General features: G+C 36.0%; 18 protein-coding genes. 15 read left to right on the top strand and 3 right to left on the bottom strand.

Translation table 11 applies throughout. The features are described 5' to 3' along the window. Nucleotides 1-86 precede the first annotated feature (86 nt). From RBU60_RS05810 to RBU60_RS05795, 4 genes are all read left to right on the top strand, one after another. Nucleotides 87-629, top strand: a complete 543-nt coding sequence (locus RBU60_RS05810) for a DUF4920 domain-containing protein (protein WP_308863769.1) — start codon at nt 87-89, stop codon at nt 627-629. A gap of 2 nt (nt 630-631) precedes the next feature. Continuing rightward, entirely contained in the window at nt 632-1,066 is a 435-nt protein-coding gene (locus RBU60_RS05805) for a hypothetical protein (RefSeq protein WP_308863768.1), read from the top strand. 3 nt (nt 1,067-1,069) lie between these two features. Next, nucleotides 1,070-1,741, top strand: coding sequence for a tRNA (5-methylaminomethyl-2-thiouridine)(34)-methyltransferase MnmD (gene mnmD, locus RBU60_RS05800; RefSeq protein WP_308863767.1), 672 nt, complete (start codon nt 1,070-1,072; stop codon nt 1,739-1,741). 92 nt (nt 1,742-1,833) lie between these two features. Beyond that, a complete protein-coding gene (locus tag RBU60_RS05795; protein ID WP_308863766.1) occupies nt 1,834-2,739 on the top strand; it encodes a TIGR01777 family oxidoreductase in 906 nt (301 codons plus the stop codon). Nucleotides 2,740-2,798: 59 nt separating this feature from the next. Here RBU60_RS05795 and RBU60_RS05790 read toward each other — a convergent pair whose 3' ends face one another. After that, a complete protein-coding gene (locus RBU60_RS05790) occupies nt 2,799-3,476 on the bottom strand; it encodes a YceI family protein (RefSeq protein ID WP_308863765.1) in 678 nt (225 codons plus the stop codon). Nucleotides 3,477-3,630: 154 nt separating this feature from the next. Here RBU60_RS05790 and RBU60_RS05785 point away from each other — a divergent pair, with 154 nt between their 5' ends. The 6 genes from RBU60_RS05785 (at nt 3,631) to RBU60_RS05760 (ending at nt 10,093) form a co-directional block, all read left to right on the top strand. Beyond that, nucleotides 3,631-4,209: a nucleotide exchange factor GrpE gene (locus RBU60_RS05785; protein WP_308863764.1), complete on the top strand. Its 579-nt coding sequence runs from the start codon at nt 3,631-3,633 to the stop codon at nt 4,207-4,209. A gap of 24 nt (nt 4,210-4,233) precedes the next feature. Then, nucleotides 4,234-5,364 (top strand): molecular chaperone DnaJ, encoded by a 1,131-nt coding sequence (gene dnaJ, locus RBU60_RS05780; protein WP_308863763.1) that lies wholly within the window; start codon nt 4,234-4,236, stop codon nt 5,362-5,364. A gap of 332 nt (nt 5,365-5,696) precedes the next feature. Continuing rightward, nucleotides 5,697-6,626 (top strand): ABC transporter ATP-binding protein, encoded by a 930-nt coding sequence (locus RBU60_RS05775; RefSeq protein WP_308863762.1) that lies wholly within the window; start codon nt 5,697-5,699, stop codon nt 6,624-6,626. Continuing rightward, the gene (locus RBU60_RS05770; protein WP_308863761.1) at nt 6,619-7,911 is read left to right on the top strand and encodes an ABC transporter permease; all 1,293 of its coding nucleotides are present in this window, start codon (nt 6,619-6,621) and stop codon (nt 7,909-7,911) included. Before RBU60_RS05775 ends, RBU60_RS05770 begins: the two co-directional genes overlap by 8 nt. A gap of 109 nt (nt 7,912-8,020) precedes the next feature. Beyond that, nucleotides 8,021-8,926, top strand: a complete 906-nt coding sequence (locus tag RBU60_RS05765; RefSeq protein WP_308863760.1) for a DUF6268 family outer membrane beta-barrel protein — start codon at nt 8,021-8,023, stop codon at nt 8,924-8,926. Then, entirely contained in the window at nt 8,927-10,093 is a 1,167-nt protein-coding gene (locus RBU60_RS05760; protein ID WP_308863759.1) for a sigma-54-dependent transcriptional regulator, read from the top strand. It begins immediately after the preceding gene. Between the two features lie 3 nt (nt 10,094-10,096). Here RBU60_RS05760 and RBU60_RS05755 read toward each other — a convergent pair whose 3' ends face one another. Beyond that, on the bottom strand, nt 10,097-10,699 hold the full coding sequence (locus tag RBU60_RS05755) for a hypothetical protein (RefSeq protein ID WP_308863758.1): 603 nt from the start codon (nt 10,697-10,699) through the stop codon (nt 10,097-10,099). An 80-nt stretch (nt 10,700-10,779) separates the two neighbouring features. Between RBU60_RS05755 and RBU60_RS05750 the strand changes: the two genes are divergently transcribed. Continuing rightward, on the top strand, nt 10,780-11,658 hold the full coding sequence (locus RBU60_RS05750) for a PPK2 family polyphosphate kinase (protein WP_308863838.1): 879 nt from the start codon (nt 10,780-10,782) through the stop codon (nt 11,656-11,658). Between the two features lie 250 nt (nt 11,659-11,908). Beyond that, nucleotides 11,909-13,441, top strand: a complete 1,533-nt coding sequence (locus RBU60_RS05745) for a GH3 family domain-containing protein (RefSeq protein ID WP_308863757.1) — start codon at nt 11,909-11,911, stop codon at nt 13,439-13,441. Between the two features lie 92 nt (nt 13,442-13,533). On the opposite strand, the gene RBU60_RS05740 is transcribed toward RBU60_RS05745, so the two are convergent. Continuing rightward, nucleotides 13,534-14,130 (bottom strand): hypothetical protein, encoded by a 597-nt coding sequence (locus RBU60_RS05740; protein ID WP_308863756.1) that lies wholly within the window; start codon nt 14,128-14,130, stop codon nt 13,534-13,536. A 130-nt stretch (nt 14,131-14,260) separates the two neighbouring features. Between RBU60_RS05740 and RBU60_RS05735 the strand changes: the two genes are divergently transcribed. The 3 genes from RBU60_RS05735 to RBU60_RS05725 all read left to right on the top strand — a co-directional run bounded on the left by RBU60_RS05735 (nt 14,261) and on the right by RBU60_RS05725 (nt 16,750). Next, entirely contained in the window at nt 14,261-15,613 is a 1,353-nt protein-coding gene (locus tag RBU60_RS05735) for an MATE family efflux transporter (protein WP_308863755.1), read from the top strand. Between the two features lie 340 nt (nt 15,614-15,953). Further along, nucleotides 15,954-16,181, top strand: coding sequence for a hypothetical protein (locus RBU60_RS05730; RefSeq protein WP_308863754.1), 228 nt, complete (start codon nt 15,954-15,956; stop codon nt 16,179-16,181). 5 nt (nt 16,182-16,186) lie between these two features. Further along, nucleotides 16,187-16,750 carry a phosphatase PAP2 family protein gene (locus tag RBU60_RS05725; RefSeq protein WP_308863753.1) on the top strand — a complete coding sequence of 188 codons (564 nt, stop codon included), beginning with the start codon at nt 16,187-16,189 and terminating at the stop codon, nt 16,748-16,750. Nucleotides 16,751-16,797 lie beyond the last annotated feature (47 nt).

Genomic DNA, 16,797 nt, shown 5'->3' with positions numbered 1-16,797 from the left:
AAAAGTATTAAAATAAAGATATAAGAAAAACTAATGTATTTCTTAATTTTGCAAATATAAACAAATCATTGATAAGGTTTTAAATTATGAAAAAAATAGTTTTTATGTTCAGCGCCTTGGCTTTTATTGCTTGTCAAGACAACACTAAAAAAGAAGATGCTTCAAATGAAGTGGAAGAGGTGAAGCAAGAAGAACTTATCGCAAATGCAGCTATTTCTTATGCTAGTTTTGGAGAGAAGATAGATAAAGAAGGAGTGATTTCTGCTTCAGCAATGAAAGAGAAATTTACTTCTATGAAAACCGGCGATACGCTTGACGTAAAGTTTAAGACCCAAGTAGAGAAGGTTTGTAAGAAGAAAGGATGTTGGATGTCTGTGAAATTAGATGATTCTTTAACTTCTTTTGTACGCTTTAAAGACTATAGCTTTTTTGTGCCTTTAAATGCGGAAGAAAGAGAAACCATTTTAGAAGGAAAAGCCTTTGTTACCAAAACTTCTATCGATGAGTTAAGACATTATGCCAAAGATGCAGGTAAAACGGAAGAAGAAATAGCCGCGATTACAGAGCCTAAGACAGAATATGCGTTTATGGCGACAGGCGTGTTAATGGAAGAGCCTGCTCAAGACTAAGCATGAGAAAATTACTTTATCTTGTTTTCTTAAGTGGATTGATCGCTTGTAAGGACAAACCAGAAGTCAAGAAAGAAGATGTAACCCAAAGAGACGAACCTTTTCAGCTATATCAAATGTCTGAAATGGCTGCTTTTATGGAAAATATGTATGTAGATCATCAGCGTATAAAAGGTGAAATCATGGCAGGCAAAAAAGTAGATACATTACACTACGATTTGTCTAAGTTGTTTTACGCAAGAATGACAGACTCTACAGACCGCGATGCCGAATATGAAAGTATGGCAAAACTGTATGTAGAATATGAAGAGCAGTTGGTGGGCGATAGCCTCCAGCAGAAAGAAACCTTCAATAAGGCCATTAATATGTGTATTAGTTGCCATCAAAAAAAATGTACAGGTCCTATTCCCAGAATTAAGAAATTACTTATCCGCTAAGTGTTGAAAAGAGAGATAATGACTACCGCAGATGGTTCTACAACCATCCATATACCCGAATGGAATGAGCAATATCATTCTAAGCACGGCGCTATTCAAGAAGCTTACCATGTGTTTATTAAAACCGGTTTTAATCACTTACCCAAAGCGCTTTCTCCTATAAAAATTCTAGAAATAGGCTTTGGTACGGGATTAAATGCACTCATCACGAGCCTAGAAGCAAAAAATCAAAATCGGGAAGTAAACTATTGCGGAGTAGAGGGATATCCTGTTTCTCAACAAGAACTGTCGCAACTTAATTATGCCACCGCTTTAGATGACGCTTCCGCGGTAGCGTATTTTCAAAAGATTCATAAAGGAAACTGGGAAGAGAATTTTGTAGTTCACGATAAATTTAAGTTGATCAAGCAAGAAAAAATGTTTGATGAGATTGAAAATAAAAAAGAATTCGACCTTATTTATTTTGATGCTTTTGGAGCAAGAGTACAACCCGAATTATGGGAAGTGTCTATGTTTCAAAGAATGTATGAGGCGGTAAAAGATAACGGAGTTTTAGTGACCTATTCGGCTAAAGGAAGTGTAAGACGCGCTTTGCAGGAAGTGGGATTTGCAGTAGAAAGACTCGAAGGCCCTCCAGGAAAAAGAGAAATGCTTAGGGCAACGAAGAGGAATTGATAATTAAATCACAAATTTTAATTTTTTGCTGTTAAAGCCGTATTAAACATAAGGCTGTCACGCTTGTAAATGGCTACATTTAAGTAAAAAACATGAGGGTATTAATTACCGGTGCAACAGGGCTAATAGGATCCTCCATTATCAAGCTTTGTTTAGAGAAAAAGATACAAGTTTATTACCTTACCACTAGTAAGGAAAAGATAGAACATTCAGAAAACTATAAAGGATTTTATTGGAATCCAAAAGAAAATGAGATTGATGAAAACTGCATTGAAGGAGTAGATAAAATCATCAACCTTGTGGGAGCCAGTGTTTCTAAACGCTGGACAGATCAACAAAAGAAAGCCATTGTTGATAGTAGGGTAGACACCGCTAGCGTACTCTATAACTTATTGGCGACAAAAGAAAACAAAGTCACACAAATCGTTTCGGCAAGTGCCATAGGGATTTACCCAGACAGTCTCACCAACCTTTACCAAGAAGATAGCCCAAAAATAGCCGATAATTTTTTAGGAGATGTAGTTATTAAATGGGAACGTGCTGTAGATCAATTTGAAAAGTTGGGCATAGAAGTGGCCAAAATTAGAATTGGAGTGGTTTTAGCGGAAGGTGGTGGTGCCTTAGAAAAAATGAAAGAGCCTATAGAAAAAGGTTTTGGTTCTCCCTTAGGAAGCGGAAAACAATGGCAGTCTTGGATTCATATTAAAGACTTAACTAGAATCTTTTTATTTGCTATACAAAAGAATTTAGATGGCGTTTACAACGCAGTAGCTCCTAATCCTGTGACCAATAAAAAGCTTACCCATAGTATTGCGAAAGTCTTAGATAAAAGCTTGTGGATGCCTAATGTTCCTGCTTTTATGCTTAAGTTAATTTTAGGAGAAATGGCAACTATCGTTTTGTCTAGCCAATTGGTAAGCAATAAAAAAATAGATGCCCATGGTTTTAAATACCATTATACCCATATTCTTCCTGCCTTAAAGAGTTTATTAAAATAAAAAAAGCCACAAGGTTTAGGTTGTGACTTTTTGATACACTTAAATTATTAAAAAATCGATTAAGATTTTTTAGCTTCTACCATAAAGGTAATTTCAATTTCGTCGTTTACGTACTTATCTTTTAAATCGTCAAATACAGATTTAGATCCGTAGTTCACTTTCCATTGCGTTCTATCAATAGTAAAAGGTTCACTTTTTAAAACCAATTTGTTTCCATCGTCTTCCATAGAGTAGCTTACAGGAATATCTACATTTTTAGAAGTTCCTTTCATAGTTAGATTTCCAGATAACCAAATTTTACCTTCTTTTTCCACTACTTTAGTAATTTCAAATTTAGCTTCTGGGTGTTCTGCAACATTAAAGAAATGATCCTCTTTTCCTTCGGCGGTTCCTTTTAAGTGTGCTTCCAAAGAAGCTTTATCATCTCCTTCTAAGTCATTCACCGTAATGCTGGTCATATCTAAAGTGATATTACCACTTTCTAACTCTTCCCCCATAGTAGAAAACTTACCATCTTTTACCATGACAGTTCCGTGGTGTTCTCCAGCAGGTTTAGCACCTTTCCATTCAATTTTTGAGTTGTTGGCGTCAATCATAAAAACCTGAGCCTCTTCTGTAGCTACTGCTGCTGCTTCTGCATCGTTTGCTTTAGTTTCGTTCTTAGGCTCATTTTTACAAGAAACACTTGTAATTCCTATAAAAGCGACTAACATCGCATTTAAAAATACTTTTTTCATGTGTAAGATTTTGATTTATTTAATTTGCGACAAATTTAGTGGAAGAGTACCGAATCAAATCATAAAAATTTATTAAAAAATAAGGAGTGACATTTTGACATTTTTACAACAATGGCAGTAGATTTGCCATTAAGATTTAAAAATAAGAAAAGCGATGAGCCAAGATAAAAATTCACAAGCCCAAGACGAGTCTTTGAAAGATCAAGTAGAAGAAACGCTAGACCAAGCTATAGAAGATGCAGATAATAATGACGCTTCCGCGGAAGCAGAACAAGAAGAGCTTTCTGAGGCAGAACAATTAAAACAAGAAGTAGAAAAAGAAAAAGATAAATTTTTACGTCTGTTTGCTGAGTTTGAAAATTATAAACGTAGAACTAGCAAAGAACGCCTAGAGCTTTTTAAGACGGCAAGTCAAGAGGTGATGCAGTCTATGCTTCCTGTTTTAGACGATTTTGATAGAGCCTTAAACGAAATTAGAAAGACAGAAGATAAAAGCCTGCTAACAGGAGTGGAACTAATCAGCAATAAACTTAGGGAAACGCTAAAGAGTAAAGGTCTTGCAGAAATGACTGTAAAGTCAGGAGATAAATTTGATGCCGACCTGCACGAAGCCATTACGCAGATTCCGGCTCCAGACAAGAAATTAAAAGGTAAGATTGTTGATGTAGTAGAAAAAGGATACACCTTAGGAGATAAAATTATTAGGTATCCAAAAGTAGTTACCGGAAAATAAGCATTCTCATAAAAAATTAATTTGATGAAAGAAGATTATTACGACATATTAAAAATAAGCAAGAGCGCTTCTGTAACCGAAATAAAGAAAGCTTACCGGAAAAAGGCCGTGAAATATCATCCAGATAAAAATCCAGATGACACGGAAGCGGAAGAGAAGTTCAAAAAAGCAGCAGAGGCTTATGATGTATTGAGCAACCCTGACAAAAGAGCACGCTACGACCAAATGGGGCACGCGGCTTTTGATGGTTCTGGAGGCTTTGGCGGCGGTGCCGGGGGCATGAATATGGACGATATCTTTAGTCAGTTTGGAGACATTTTTGGCTCCGGCTTTGGCGGCGGCGGAGGTTTCTCTGGTGGTTTTGGAGGTTTTGGTGGCGGTCAGCGTCGAGCCAAAGGAAGCAACTTGCGTATTCGCGTGAAACTTACTCTAGAAGAAATCGCCAATGGCGTAGAGAAAAAGATAAAGGTTAAAAGAAAAACTCAAGCGGAAGGAACTACGTATAAAACCTGTTCTACCTGTGGTGGTTCTGGACAAGTGACTCGTGTAACCAATACGATTTTAGGAAGAATGCAAACCGCTTCTCCATGTAATGTATGTGGTGGTTCTGGACAAATGATCGACAAGAAATCTGCCGATGCTGATGCCCAAGGATTTAAAGTGCACGAAGAAACTGTTTCTATCAAAATTCCACCTGGAGTGGTAGAAGGAATGCAGTTAAAAGTAGCTGGTAAAGGGAATGATGCCCCAGGAAATGGTATTGCTGGAGACTTATTGGTCGCTATAGAAGAAAAAGAACATGAGCAATTACAACGCGAAGGCGATAACTTGCATTACGATTTATATGTGAGTTTTTCTGAAGCTGCTTTAGGAGAATCTAAAGACATACAAACGGTAAATGGCAAAGTACGTATCAAAATAGAACCAGGGGTACAGAGCGGGAAAATTTTACGCTTACGCGGAAAAGGAATTCCAAGTATCAATGGTTATGGGAAAGGAGATTTATTAGTTCATGTAAATGTATGGACTCCCAAAACACTTTCTAAAGAGCAAAAAGAGTTTTTTGAAAAGATGAGCGGAGATACTAATTTCGAACCAAATCCTGAAAAAAGCGATAAATCCTTTTTCGAAAAAGTTAAAGATATGTTTTCTTAATCCTGTCTATTAACAAAATTTTATATATATTTGAATATCACTATTTAATTATAGTGATATTTTTCTTTTTCATAGCAATTTTTTCCCATCCTTATTTCCAAAAGATTTAAGGGTGGGTTTTGTGTTTTAAAACAGGTCGTTTATACCAATTTAAATACGTAATGTCGTATTAAAAAATTGAATTATTTTATGTTTAATTGAAATTAAAAATGATTAGCATAGCCTTTGTTATGGTAATCATTTTAATAAAAAGTAAGCATAAAAGAAACGATTTAATAGCGACACTATTTGTTTAATTTGGTATCATTACCTTTATCCCCTCAAAAGTAACTATGAAGAACTTACTCGTCGCCCAAAATGTTTCTAAATCTTACGGGGATTATAAAGCCATCAACGACTTATCTATAGAAGTGCCAGCGCAAAGTATCTTTGGTTTGTTGGGGCCCAATGGAGCAGGGAAAACCACCTTTATAAGAATCATTAATCAAATTACAATGCCAGATACAGGCAAGATTTTGTTAGATGGTGAGCCTTTGCAACCTAGCGATGTGCAGCATATAGGTTATTTACCAGAAGAGCGAGGTTTGTATAAAAGTATGAAAGTAGGCGAGCAGGTATTGTATTTGGCTCAATTAAAAGGACTTTCCAAAAAAGAAGCCACGAAGCGATTAAACTATTGGTTTGAGCGATTAGAAATTGGCGATTGGTGGAATAAGAAAATTCAGGAGCTTTCTAAAGGGATGGCTCAAAAGATTCAGTTTATCGTAACCGTAATCCATCAGCCTAAATTGCTCATTTTTGACGAGCCTTTTAGCGGTTTTGATCCGGTGAACGCCAATCTTATAAAAGATCAAATCCTTCAGCTGAAAGAAGATGGTGCCACGATTTTATTTTCGACGCATCGTATGGAAAGCGTAGAAGAACTGTGTGACTATATGGCATTGATTCATAAGTCTAACAAAATCCTTGACGGAAAAGTTTCAGATATAAAAAAAGATTTCAGATCTAATACGTATGAAGTTGGAATAAGTCCGCGGAAGCAACAAGAATTTATTGGAGATTTAAAACAACATTTTGAAGTAACTCCTGCACATTATCATAGCATTCACGACGACACCAAATTGCATATAAAAATACCAGATCATAGCAACGCCAACGATTTGCTGCATCATTTAATAAGTTTGGGAGAGGTGAACCATTTTGTAGAGGTCATTCCTTCTGTAAACGATATATTCATTAAAACTGTAGGGCAACATGCGTAATCTTCAACTTATTATAAAACGAGAATACCTCTCTAGAATAAGAAACAAAACCTTTGTGGTGATGACGTTTCTAAGTCCGGTGATTATGGTGGCGATGGTGATGCTCATCGCTTACCTTACTAGTTTAAACAATGACGAAGAAAAAATTGTAGGGGTTCATGATGTTTCCAATATCGTGTATGATCAACTTCAAGAACAAGAAAATACCGTCTACCTTAATCTTTCTTATTTAGATTTGAGAACGGCGATAGACTCGGTAGATAAAAAAGAATACTACGGCTTGTTATACATTCCTTCTGGAGAAACCGACGCAGAACTATCCAGTCATGTAGAGTTCTTCGCAAAAGAAGCACCAAGCAATTTCTTCCTATCAGATTTAGAACAAAAGATAAGTGGAGTTCTTTCTAATAGGAAATTAGAAAATACGGGTGTCAATCTCGCTACTATCGAAAATTCTAAAGCACAAGTAAATATCAAAATTGAAAATTTTTCGGGGCAAACCACTTCAAAAATGGCTAGTTATGTAAAAATGTTCTTTGGCGGAGCTGCAGGTTATTTATTAATGATGTTTATTATTATCTATGGAAATATGGTGATGCGGAGTGTGATTGAGGAAAAAACCAATCGCATTGTTGAGATTATTATTTCTTCGGTAAAACCCATTCAATTGATGTTAGGGAAAATTGTGGGAACCAGCTTGGCAGGAATCACTCAGTTTTTCATTTGGATTATTTTTGGAAGCATTTTATTGTTTTCGGTGACCGCGATTTTTGGGATTGAAAGCACCTCTATTCAAGGTCAGGCTGCTGCCACTGCCATCAACCAAGATGAAATGCAATTATTTATTAATGATGTGTTACAATTGCCATTGGGAACTATTACCGTTGCCTTTTTAATTTACTTTATAGGAGGCTATTTTTTATACAGCTCTATTTATGCAGCCATAGGCGCTGCCGTAGATAGCGAAACCGATACGCAGCAATTTATGTTTCCCGTGATTTTGCCTTTAATGTTGGGGATTTATGTAGGTTTCTTTTCGGTGATTGAGAATCCGCACGGGATTGTAGCTACGATTTTCTCTTACATTCCCTTAACCTCGCCTATTGTGATGCTCATGCGGATTCCGTTTGGAGTCGCTTGGTGGGAAGTGTTGATTTCGTTGAGTATTTTATTTGCTACCGTATTTTTAGTGATTTGGATGGCTGCAAAAATCTACCGCGTAGGGATTTTAATGTATGGAAAAAAAGCGAGTTACAAAGAGCTCTTTAAGTGGTTAAAATATTAATTTTTATATAAAGTAATCTCTATAGCGCCAAATAAAAGTTAATCCTTTAAGGAATAAATCATATTTTTCTATCTTGGACAAGCCAAGAACAAGCCTCCAAAATAACCTTATGAAAAAAGCCTTAAGCTTAACTAGTTTACTAATAGCATTCATATGCACCTCGTTTATTCAGTTACAAGCACAAAGCACAGATTTAGCACGAATAGAATATATGCGTGTTCCCTTTAGCAATGGAGATCAATCTATGAACAGGTTTAGGGCGTTTATACAAGCTCCAATTCCAATAAAAGATGATTATTTGGTGATAGGAGCAGAGTACCGTAAACTAGATTTAGATTTTAGAGAAAGTGCTCCATTTGAGACGGGAGCATTAGAATCTACGCAGCGTATAGAGGCTAGTCTTGGTTATGTGAAGAAAATTAAAAATACCAATTGGCGTATTGCTGCACGGGGAGGAGCAAGAATAGCTTCCACTTTCGAAACCACTTTAGAAAAAGACGATTTTATTTATCTAGGTGCTATTTATGCAATCAATGACGTAAAAAATAGGGACGAAAAAGGTAACATCATAGGAAAACCTTACCGATTGATTGTGGGACTCGTTTATACCAGTACTCCAGGAAGAAATTATCCGCTTCCTTTGATAAACTATTTTAGAAAGGTTAATGAAACTTGGTCGTATACGCTAGGAGTTCCTAAAACATTGTTGAGGTATACGTTTAATGAAAAAAATCACTTGCATGCTTTTGCCAGTTTAGATAATTTTTTCGCTAACATTCAAAATCCGGTGATGGTTCCAGGAAATTCAAGACCTGGAGAAAATATCTCGATGACTAATGTTACTTTAGGTCTGGGATATGAATTTTATTTTACAGACCATTTGCAGTATTACCTTTATGCGGGGCATACCGTTTACAATGAATATAGAATAAGAGATAATAATAAAGATGATGTATTTGTGATAGATAACGACAATACATTTTATATACGAACAGGAATAAAATTTAAAATATAAATGCCGAAGATTTTAATAATTGAAGACGAAGCTGCCATACGTAGAGTATTGGTTAAAATACTCTCTGAAGAAAGTAAAACTTACGAATTGGAGGAGGCAGAAGATGGCCTTGCCGGAATTGAAAAAATAAAAGATCAAGATTACGATTTGGTGCTTTGCGACATCAAAATGCCAAAAATGGACGGCGTAGAAGTCTTAGAAGCCATCAAAAAAATAAAACCTGAAATCCCTATTGTGATGATTTCTGGACACGGCGATTTAGAGACTGCCGTAGAAACCATGAAAAAAGGGGCTTTTGATTACATTTCAAAACCACCAGATTTAAATCGGTTATTGAATACGGTTAGAATTGCGTTAGACCGAAAGGAACTGGTCGTAGAAAATCAGCGTCTGAAGAAGAAGGTGGGTAAAAACTATCAAATGATAGGAAACTCTCCCGAAATTGACAACATTAAGGAAATGATTGAGAAAGTAGCTCCTACCGAAGCGCGCGTATTGATTACCGGAGATAATGGAACTGGAAAAGAATTAGTAGCGCATTGGTTGCACCAAAAAAGTAACCGATCTAAAGGGAATATGATAGAGGTGAATTGTGCTGCCATTCCTTCAGAATTAATTGAAAGTGAACTTTTTGGACACGTGAAGGGTGCTTTTACTTCGGCCAACAAAGACAGAGCAGGTAAGTTTGAAGCTGCGAATGGCGGAACTATATTCTTAGACGAAATAGGAGACATGAGTCTTTCCGCGCAAGCGAAAGTATTGCGAGCCTTACAAGAAAATAAAATTCAGCGGGTTGGGAGCGATCGAGATATAAAGGTAGATGTAAGAGTAATCGCTGCCACCAACAAAGACTTAAAAGAAGAAATCAAAGAAAAGAATTTCAGAGAAGATTTATACCACCGTTTGGCGGTCATCTTAATTGAAGTCCCTAAGCTGAATGATAGAAAAGTAGATATTCCTTTATTGGTAGATTATTTTTGTGAGAAAATAGCCAAAGAGCAAGGAACGGCGGTTAAAACATTTTCTGCGGAAGCATTAGCGCTTTTAAAGGATTACGATTGGACGGGAAACATTAGAGAACTACGAAATGTGGTAGAGCGCTTAATTATTTTAAGCACTTCTCAAAAAATAGATGAAAAAGCGGTGAAGCAATTTGCAGGGAAATAGCGACTAGCTTTTCTCCTGCTTTTCCTTTAATGCTTTGGGAACATAACGTAAGAACCACATTTTGTGGCCGTCAGGACGATCCCAAGTATTAAAAAGTTCAAAGCCAAAACGTTGGTAAACGATTACATTTTTACGAATACGTGTTTCTGCATATAACGGGATATTATATAAATCTGCCCTGCGTAAAAATTCATCCTTCATTTCTTTACCAATCTGGGTGTCGGCGCCACGATTTCCTTGTACGATTCCCCAAAACCAACAGTATAAATATTCTCCCTCTTGCGGACGTTGATTTTTAATATACTTCTGATTTTTTAAGATTTTAAGCGCATTTTTAACTCCGGTAACCTTAAACACCAGGCCTAATTCTTGAAAAATATCATTCCAAAAATTACTATCTTTTTTACTGGTTTTGAATAAGATAGCGATTCCCATGTCGTTTTCAGAAAGAACAAGAGCATCTTTCTTTAGGGCTTTGTTTACCATATGCGTCGCCAAATAGTGAAATCTACGATCTCTATCAGCTCCTTTTTTTACAATATCTTGTGCAGACGGGGTTTCCTTTAAAATCTCCGCCACACGGTCTATAATAACATCTTTATTCAATGGGATAATTTTAGAAGGCGAAGATAAATAAATAAAGTGTCTTAAAGATTGTATATTTAGGATTCTAATTCACAATTATGATGAAAGATATTAATATAGATCAATTTAAGGTAACGCAACCTATAAAAATAAGTGAAGTAAACACTTCTATTTCGCTTGACGCGGATAAAAAAGAGAAGAAAAAAGCCCTAAAAAAGACCAGAAAGAAGCTGGCAAAATGGCAAGATAAACTCTACGCTCATGGAAAGTATTCGGTGTTAGTTTGTTTGCAGGGGATGGATACTTCTGGAAAAGACAGTTTAATACGAGAAGTTTTTCAAGGTTTTAACTCTCGCGGAGTAGTGGTTCATAGTTTTAAAACCCCTTCCAAAAGAGAATTGCGTCACAATTATCTTTGGCGTCACTATGTAGCTTTACCCGAACGAGGAAAGTTTGGTGTTTTTAATAGAACTCAATATGAGAATGTGTTGGTTACTAGAGTTCACCCCGAATATATTTTAGGAGAAAACATTCCGCATATCAATAGTCTAGAAGACATAGATGAAGATTTCTGGGAAACTAGAATGAACGAAATCAGAGATTTTGAAGAAGGCATGGTAGATAATGGTACCATTGTGTTTAAGTTTTTTCTTCATATTTCTAAAGAAGAACAAAAATACCGACTCCTAAGACGATTACAAAGACCAGAGAAAAATTGGAAGTTTTCTCCAAGTGATTTAGAAGAAAGAAAGTTGTGGGAAGAATATCAAAACTGCTACGAAAAAGCAATCAATAACACCTCTACAGAAAAAGCACCTTGGTACATTATTCCGTCAGATGATAAAAAAGCGGCTAGGTATTTAGTGGCAAAAATTTTAAGAGAAAAGTTGTTGGAATATGAAGATGTGCAAGAACCTTCAGTCTCTCCCGAAGTTGAAAAGAATATAGATGAATATATAGCGGCCTTAAAAGAAGAATAGCTATTTCAACTAAAAACTAAAAATGATTAACTAAAGGCAAAGACAAAGTTTGATGTAATCTCTAAATTATCGGTTTTAACTCGTAAGGTTCTTTCACTTCTTATTTAAATGACAAAAAATAGTTCAAAAGCATTTAATAATGTGTTTTTTAAGAACTGCACTAAAGAGAAATAACTTTATTAACAAACTTTTAGGGAGCGGCTTTTTTACGCATTAAAGTTTAAAATTATCTTTGATAAAAAACACTCGTATGGCAATTATAGGCTCGATTATAAAAAAAGTGATTGACGTTACCGGAAGCATTTCTAATGATGATGCTAACGTACAAGAAGATCAGTTAAACGTATTAAAAGAACTTTTAGAAAAAGCAAAAGAGACTTCTTTTGGTAAGTTTTATAATTTTTCAAGTATTTTAGAGTCAGAAGATGTCATCAAAACATTTCAGAAAAAAGTACCTTACTTTGATTACCATCAGCTTAATGAGCGTTGGTGGCAGCAATTGCATGAAGGTAGCGAAGACATTACCTGGCCAGGCTCTCCAGATTACTACGCGTTGAGCTCGGGGACGACAGGAAAAACGAGTAAGCGTATCCCAGTGACAGAGGATATGATTGATGCCATTCGTCAAGCCGGAATAAAACAAGTTGCAGCGCTTTCTAATTTTGATTTACCATCAGATTTTTTTGAAACAGAAATTATGATGCTGGGAAGTTCTACCAATTTACAAGAACGAAAAGGAAAATTGGAAGGCGAGATTAGCGGAATAAGCGCAAGTAACATTCCCTTTTGGTTTAAAGGATATTATAAACCGGGAGAAGATATTGCAAAAATTGACGATTGGGATGAGCGTGTAGAACACATTGCCAAAAATGCAAAAACCTGGGATATTGGCGCTTTAAGCGGAATTCCTTCTTGGATGGAATTGATGCTTAAAAAAGTAATTGAACATCATCAAGTAAAAAACATTCACGAAGTTTGGCCTAACCTACAAGTATATACCTCTGGCGGAGTAGCTTTTCAGCCTTACGAGAAAAGTTTTAATGCCTTATTAGGAAAACCCATCACGGTGATTGATACTTATTTGGCTTCAGAAGGATTTATCGCGTTTCAAAATCGTCCCGACACCGAGTCGATGAAACTGATTACCGATAATGGAATTTTCTTTGAATTTGTTCCCTTTCAACCCGATTACATCAATGAAGATGGTTCTTTAAAACAAGAAGCACCCGTGATGAGTATTGAAGATGTAGAAGAAGATGTAGATTATGTATTGTTAATGAGCACCGTTTCTGGCGCTTGGCGTTATATTATTGGCGATACCATCGCGTTTACAGATAAAGAAAAATCAGAAATTAAAATCACCGGAAGAACCAAGTTTTTTCTAAATGTGGTGGGGTCTCAGCTTTCTGTCAACAAGATGAACGACGCCATTAAAGAGTTAGAAGAAATTTACGATGTGCAGTTGCCCGAGTTTACCGTGGGAGCCATAAAAATTGATAATGAATTTTATCATCAATGGTATATAGGTTCAGATTCAGATTTTGACATGAATGAAGAAGAGATAGCCAAGAAGCTAGATGAAAGTCTTAAAGATGCCAATAAGAATTATAAGGTGGCTCGAGGAAAGGCTTTAAAAGGAGTAAAGGTAAGTATACTCCCATTAAAAGCTTTTTATGAATGGAGTGGTGCCAACAAGAAAAAAGGCGGACAAGTAAAAATGGAGAAGGTGATGAAAGAAGAAAAACTCAAAGAGTTTCAAGAGTTCGTGAAAGATTTTAAATAGAAACTGTTTATAGCTAACTTAGCTTAGAGCATAAAGAAAGCCATATGACCTAGCGTGATATGGCTTTCCTGTTTTAAAGAAATTAAATGGTGCTAAGATGGTGTTTCTTCTAATTCTTTGTCTACTTTCTTTTCGGTTTCTTTAGGGCCTTGTTTATTCACCAGTTCCATAATTTCTTCGGGAGACATGTATAGGCGTTTAATACGCGCTTTATATTTGGGTGAAATTCGGGTGTTGTTTAATATAAAATCTTTGGTGGCTAAGATATATTCTTGCATTCCTCGTTGTACCGCAAACGTATCGGCAGTGCGTTCCACCTCTTTTATATGCATAGGAGAAAATAAGTATTTTAAGCCAAAAATGAGCATTCCAAAAGTGCTACGGTCTTTATAATCTATGACGTGGCCTAGTTCGTGGCCAATCCAACCAATAAGTACTTCTTTCTCCATATCGGTGATTTTATATTCTTCATCTTCAATATGAAACTTCTCGCTAATCAAAATAATATATGCCCGTTGCTCTTTGGGTACAAAAAAGCTTTTAAACACAGGTTGTGCTTGCATAGTAGATTTCTTAATGCTTTTTTTAAACTTGAATTCGATAGGAACATCCTTTAATTCAGGATAAAAAGTAAGCGCTTTTTCTACTTCAGGTAAGATGATTTCGGGAATGATTTTATTTGTATACAAATCGTTTTATTTTATTTTTAGTAAATTATTCAATTCCTGCTTATTTTTTATTAAAGTCATCATAAAACTTATCTTAAAACAAGAATGGGTTGCACTTATTTAAAATATATTTGCCCAAAATTTCAGTACGGTGCAACTATCCCTATATACCAAAGAATTTAAGAAGAATCTAAACATAGCCTTTCCCGTAATGCTGGGACAATTGGGCCATGTGTTGGTAGGCTTGGCAGATAATATTATGGTGGGGCAGTTGGGAGCAGCGCCTTTGGCAGCGGTATCTTTAGGAAATAGCCTTGTTTTTATTGCACTTTCGGTAGGAATTGGGTTTAGCTTTGCGATTACGCCGCTTATTGCTGAAGCCGATGGCTCAAAAGATATTGAGAAAGGAAGGTCTTTTTTTCAGCACGGAATTGTGATGTGTTGCCTTAACGGAATTTTACTCTTCCTTATCTTGCTGGCCTGTAAACCGCTACTGTATCATCTCGATCAACCGGAAGAAGTGGTTAATTTATCGATGCCCTACATTGATATTGTAGCATTTTCATTGATTCCGCTGATGATTTTCCAAGCTTTTAAGCAGTTTGGCGACGGACTTTCACAAACCAAGTATGCGATGTACGCGACTATTCTTGCCAATTTAGTCAACGTGCTTTTTAATTACTTATTGATTTACGGGGTTTGGATTTTTCCAAGATTAGAACTAGAGGGTGCAGCTATAGGAACGCTCATTTCTAGAGTATTTATGCTTTTCTTTTTATTCTATATTTTAAAATCCAAGAAAAAGTTTGCTACTTACTTTATTTGGGCTAAAAAATCTTTACAAAAGCACGTGTTTAAACGCTTATGGGATTTAGGTTTTCCTACGGCATTACAAATGCTATTTGAAGTGGGTATTTTTACCTCTTCCATTTTTTTGGCTGGGACTTTAGGTACCAATCCGCAGGCTGCCAATCAAGTGGCACTTAATTTGGCCTCGATGACTTTTATGATTGCGGTAGGGATTGGAGTAACGGCCACCATACGGGTAGGAAATCAAAAAGGAATGGGTAATTTTAAAGAACTTAGAAGAATCGCCATTTCTACCTTTTTATTGGTTTTCTTAATTGAAGCGGTTTTTGCCGTTGGGTTTATTTTATTAAAAGATGTACTTCCCATCATTTATATAGATAATTCTGAAGTGATCTTTTTAGCTTCCCAACTGTTGATTGTGGCAGCATTATTTCAGCTTAGTGATGGTTTGCAAGTGGTTATTTTAGGCGCTTTACGCGGATTGCAAGACGTTAGGATTCCTACGATAATATGTTTTATTTCGTATTGGATTATTGGTTTTCCGGTTTCTTATTATTTAGGAAAAGCGGAAGCCTTGGGAAGTATGGGGATTTGGCTTGGTCTTCTAGCCGGTTTATCTGCTTCCGCCATCATGTTGTATGTTAGGTTTGCTTATCTAAGTAAAAAGATGATTGCCCATGCAGAACTTACTTAAAAAAAGACAATTCTTAGTAAGCTGAAACTAATTTGTTTCCTCTGGTAACAGATTCAGAGAAAGGTGAAAAGAAAGACAAATAATTCCCTCGGAAGGATTATATGCTTATTTTATCAATAGAAATACTACCTTTATGCCTCGTAAAAACTTCATTGGATTCAGATGTTACCATAGCAAAATGGAGCTTCTAATCAAAAAAATGTAGATAAGTTAGAGTTTCAATAGTTACGAACTTAATATATATTCGAAAGGCAAATGGTTAATTTACGCTTCTCAAGAAGAGATTACTTTGTTAAGACAAAAAAATTAAAATAACGAATCATTAAAATATACCTCCTAAATGGAATTTCCAAAATATTTATTAGCAGATAACACCGATTACCCCGAAGCTATTTTTGTAGTACATACTCAATTTCCCCGTTTTATCATCAACCTGCAAGACGATGAGGTAGAATGGTTAGAAGATTTTGATGCGCACGACGAAGAAGAATTAGAAAGTGAAGCAGAAACGCTCATAGAAGAAGCTTCTGCGTTTTATGACCGCGAAGTAGAACGCTACCAAGATTAATAGCTATGGAAGAGTTATTAAAACTGGATCAAGAACTATTTCTATTTTTTAATAATTTAGGATCTTCTCCTTGGGATGGGTTTTGGTTATTTATCACCAATAAATTTGCCTCCATACCTTTATATGCTTTTTTACTTTTTTTACTCTATAGAAATTATGGTGTAAAACCCACGCTAACGATCATGGTATTGGTAGCGGCTATGATTACGTGTACCGACCAATTGGCCAACGTATTTAAGCACGGGTTTCAACGGCCTAGACCTTGCCAAGAAGATTTTATAGAACAAGGGAGGTACATTGCGGTTCGTTGCGGACGCTATGGCTACTTTTCTGCCCACGCCGCGAGTAGTACAGCCTTAGCCATTTTTATGGGATTTTTATTAAAGCGCTTTTATAAATATGCTTTTCCTTTATTGATAATTTGGGCATTGGTGGTAAGTTATAGCCGTATATATGTAGGCGTGCACTATCCTGGTGATGTTTTCACAGGCATGTTGATAGGAACCTTAATAGGATTAGGATTTTACCATCTTTTTAAATGGATCTACAGGAAATATTTCAAAATATAACACCCAACCGATTAAAGTTAGTTTTTAAACTATTTCTGGAGTGATTA

It is taken from the genome of Mesonia profundi (assembly GCF_031085155.1).
Taxonomy (GTDB): domain Bacteria; phylum Bacteroidota; class Bacteroidia; order Flavobacteriales; family Flavobacteriaceae; genus Mesonia; species Mesonia profundi.
This window is presented reverse-complemented; position numbering and strand designations above follow the sequence as displayed.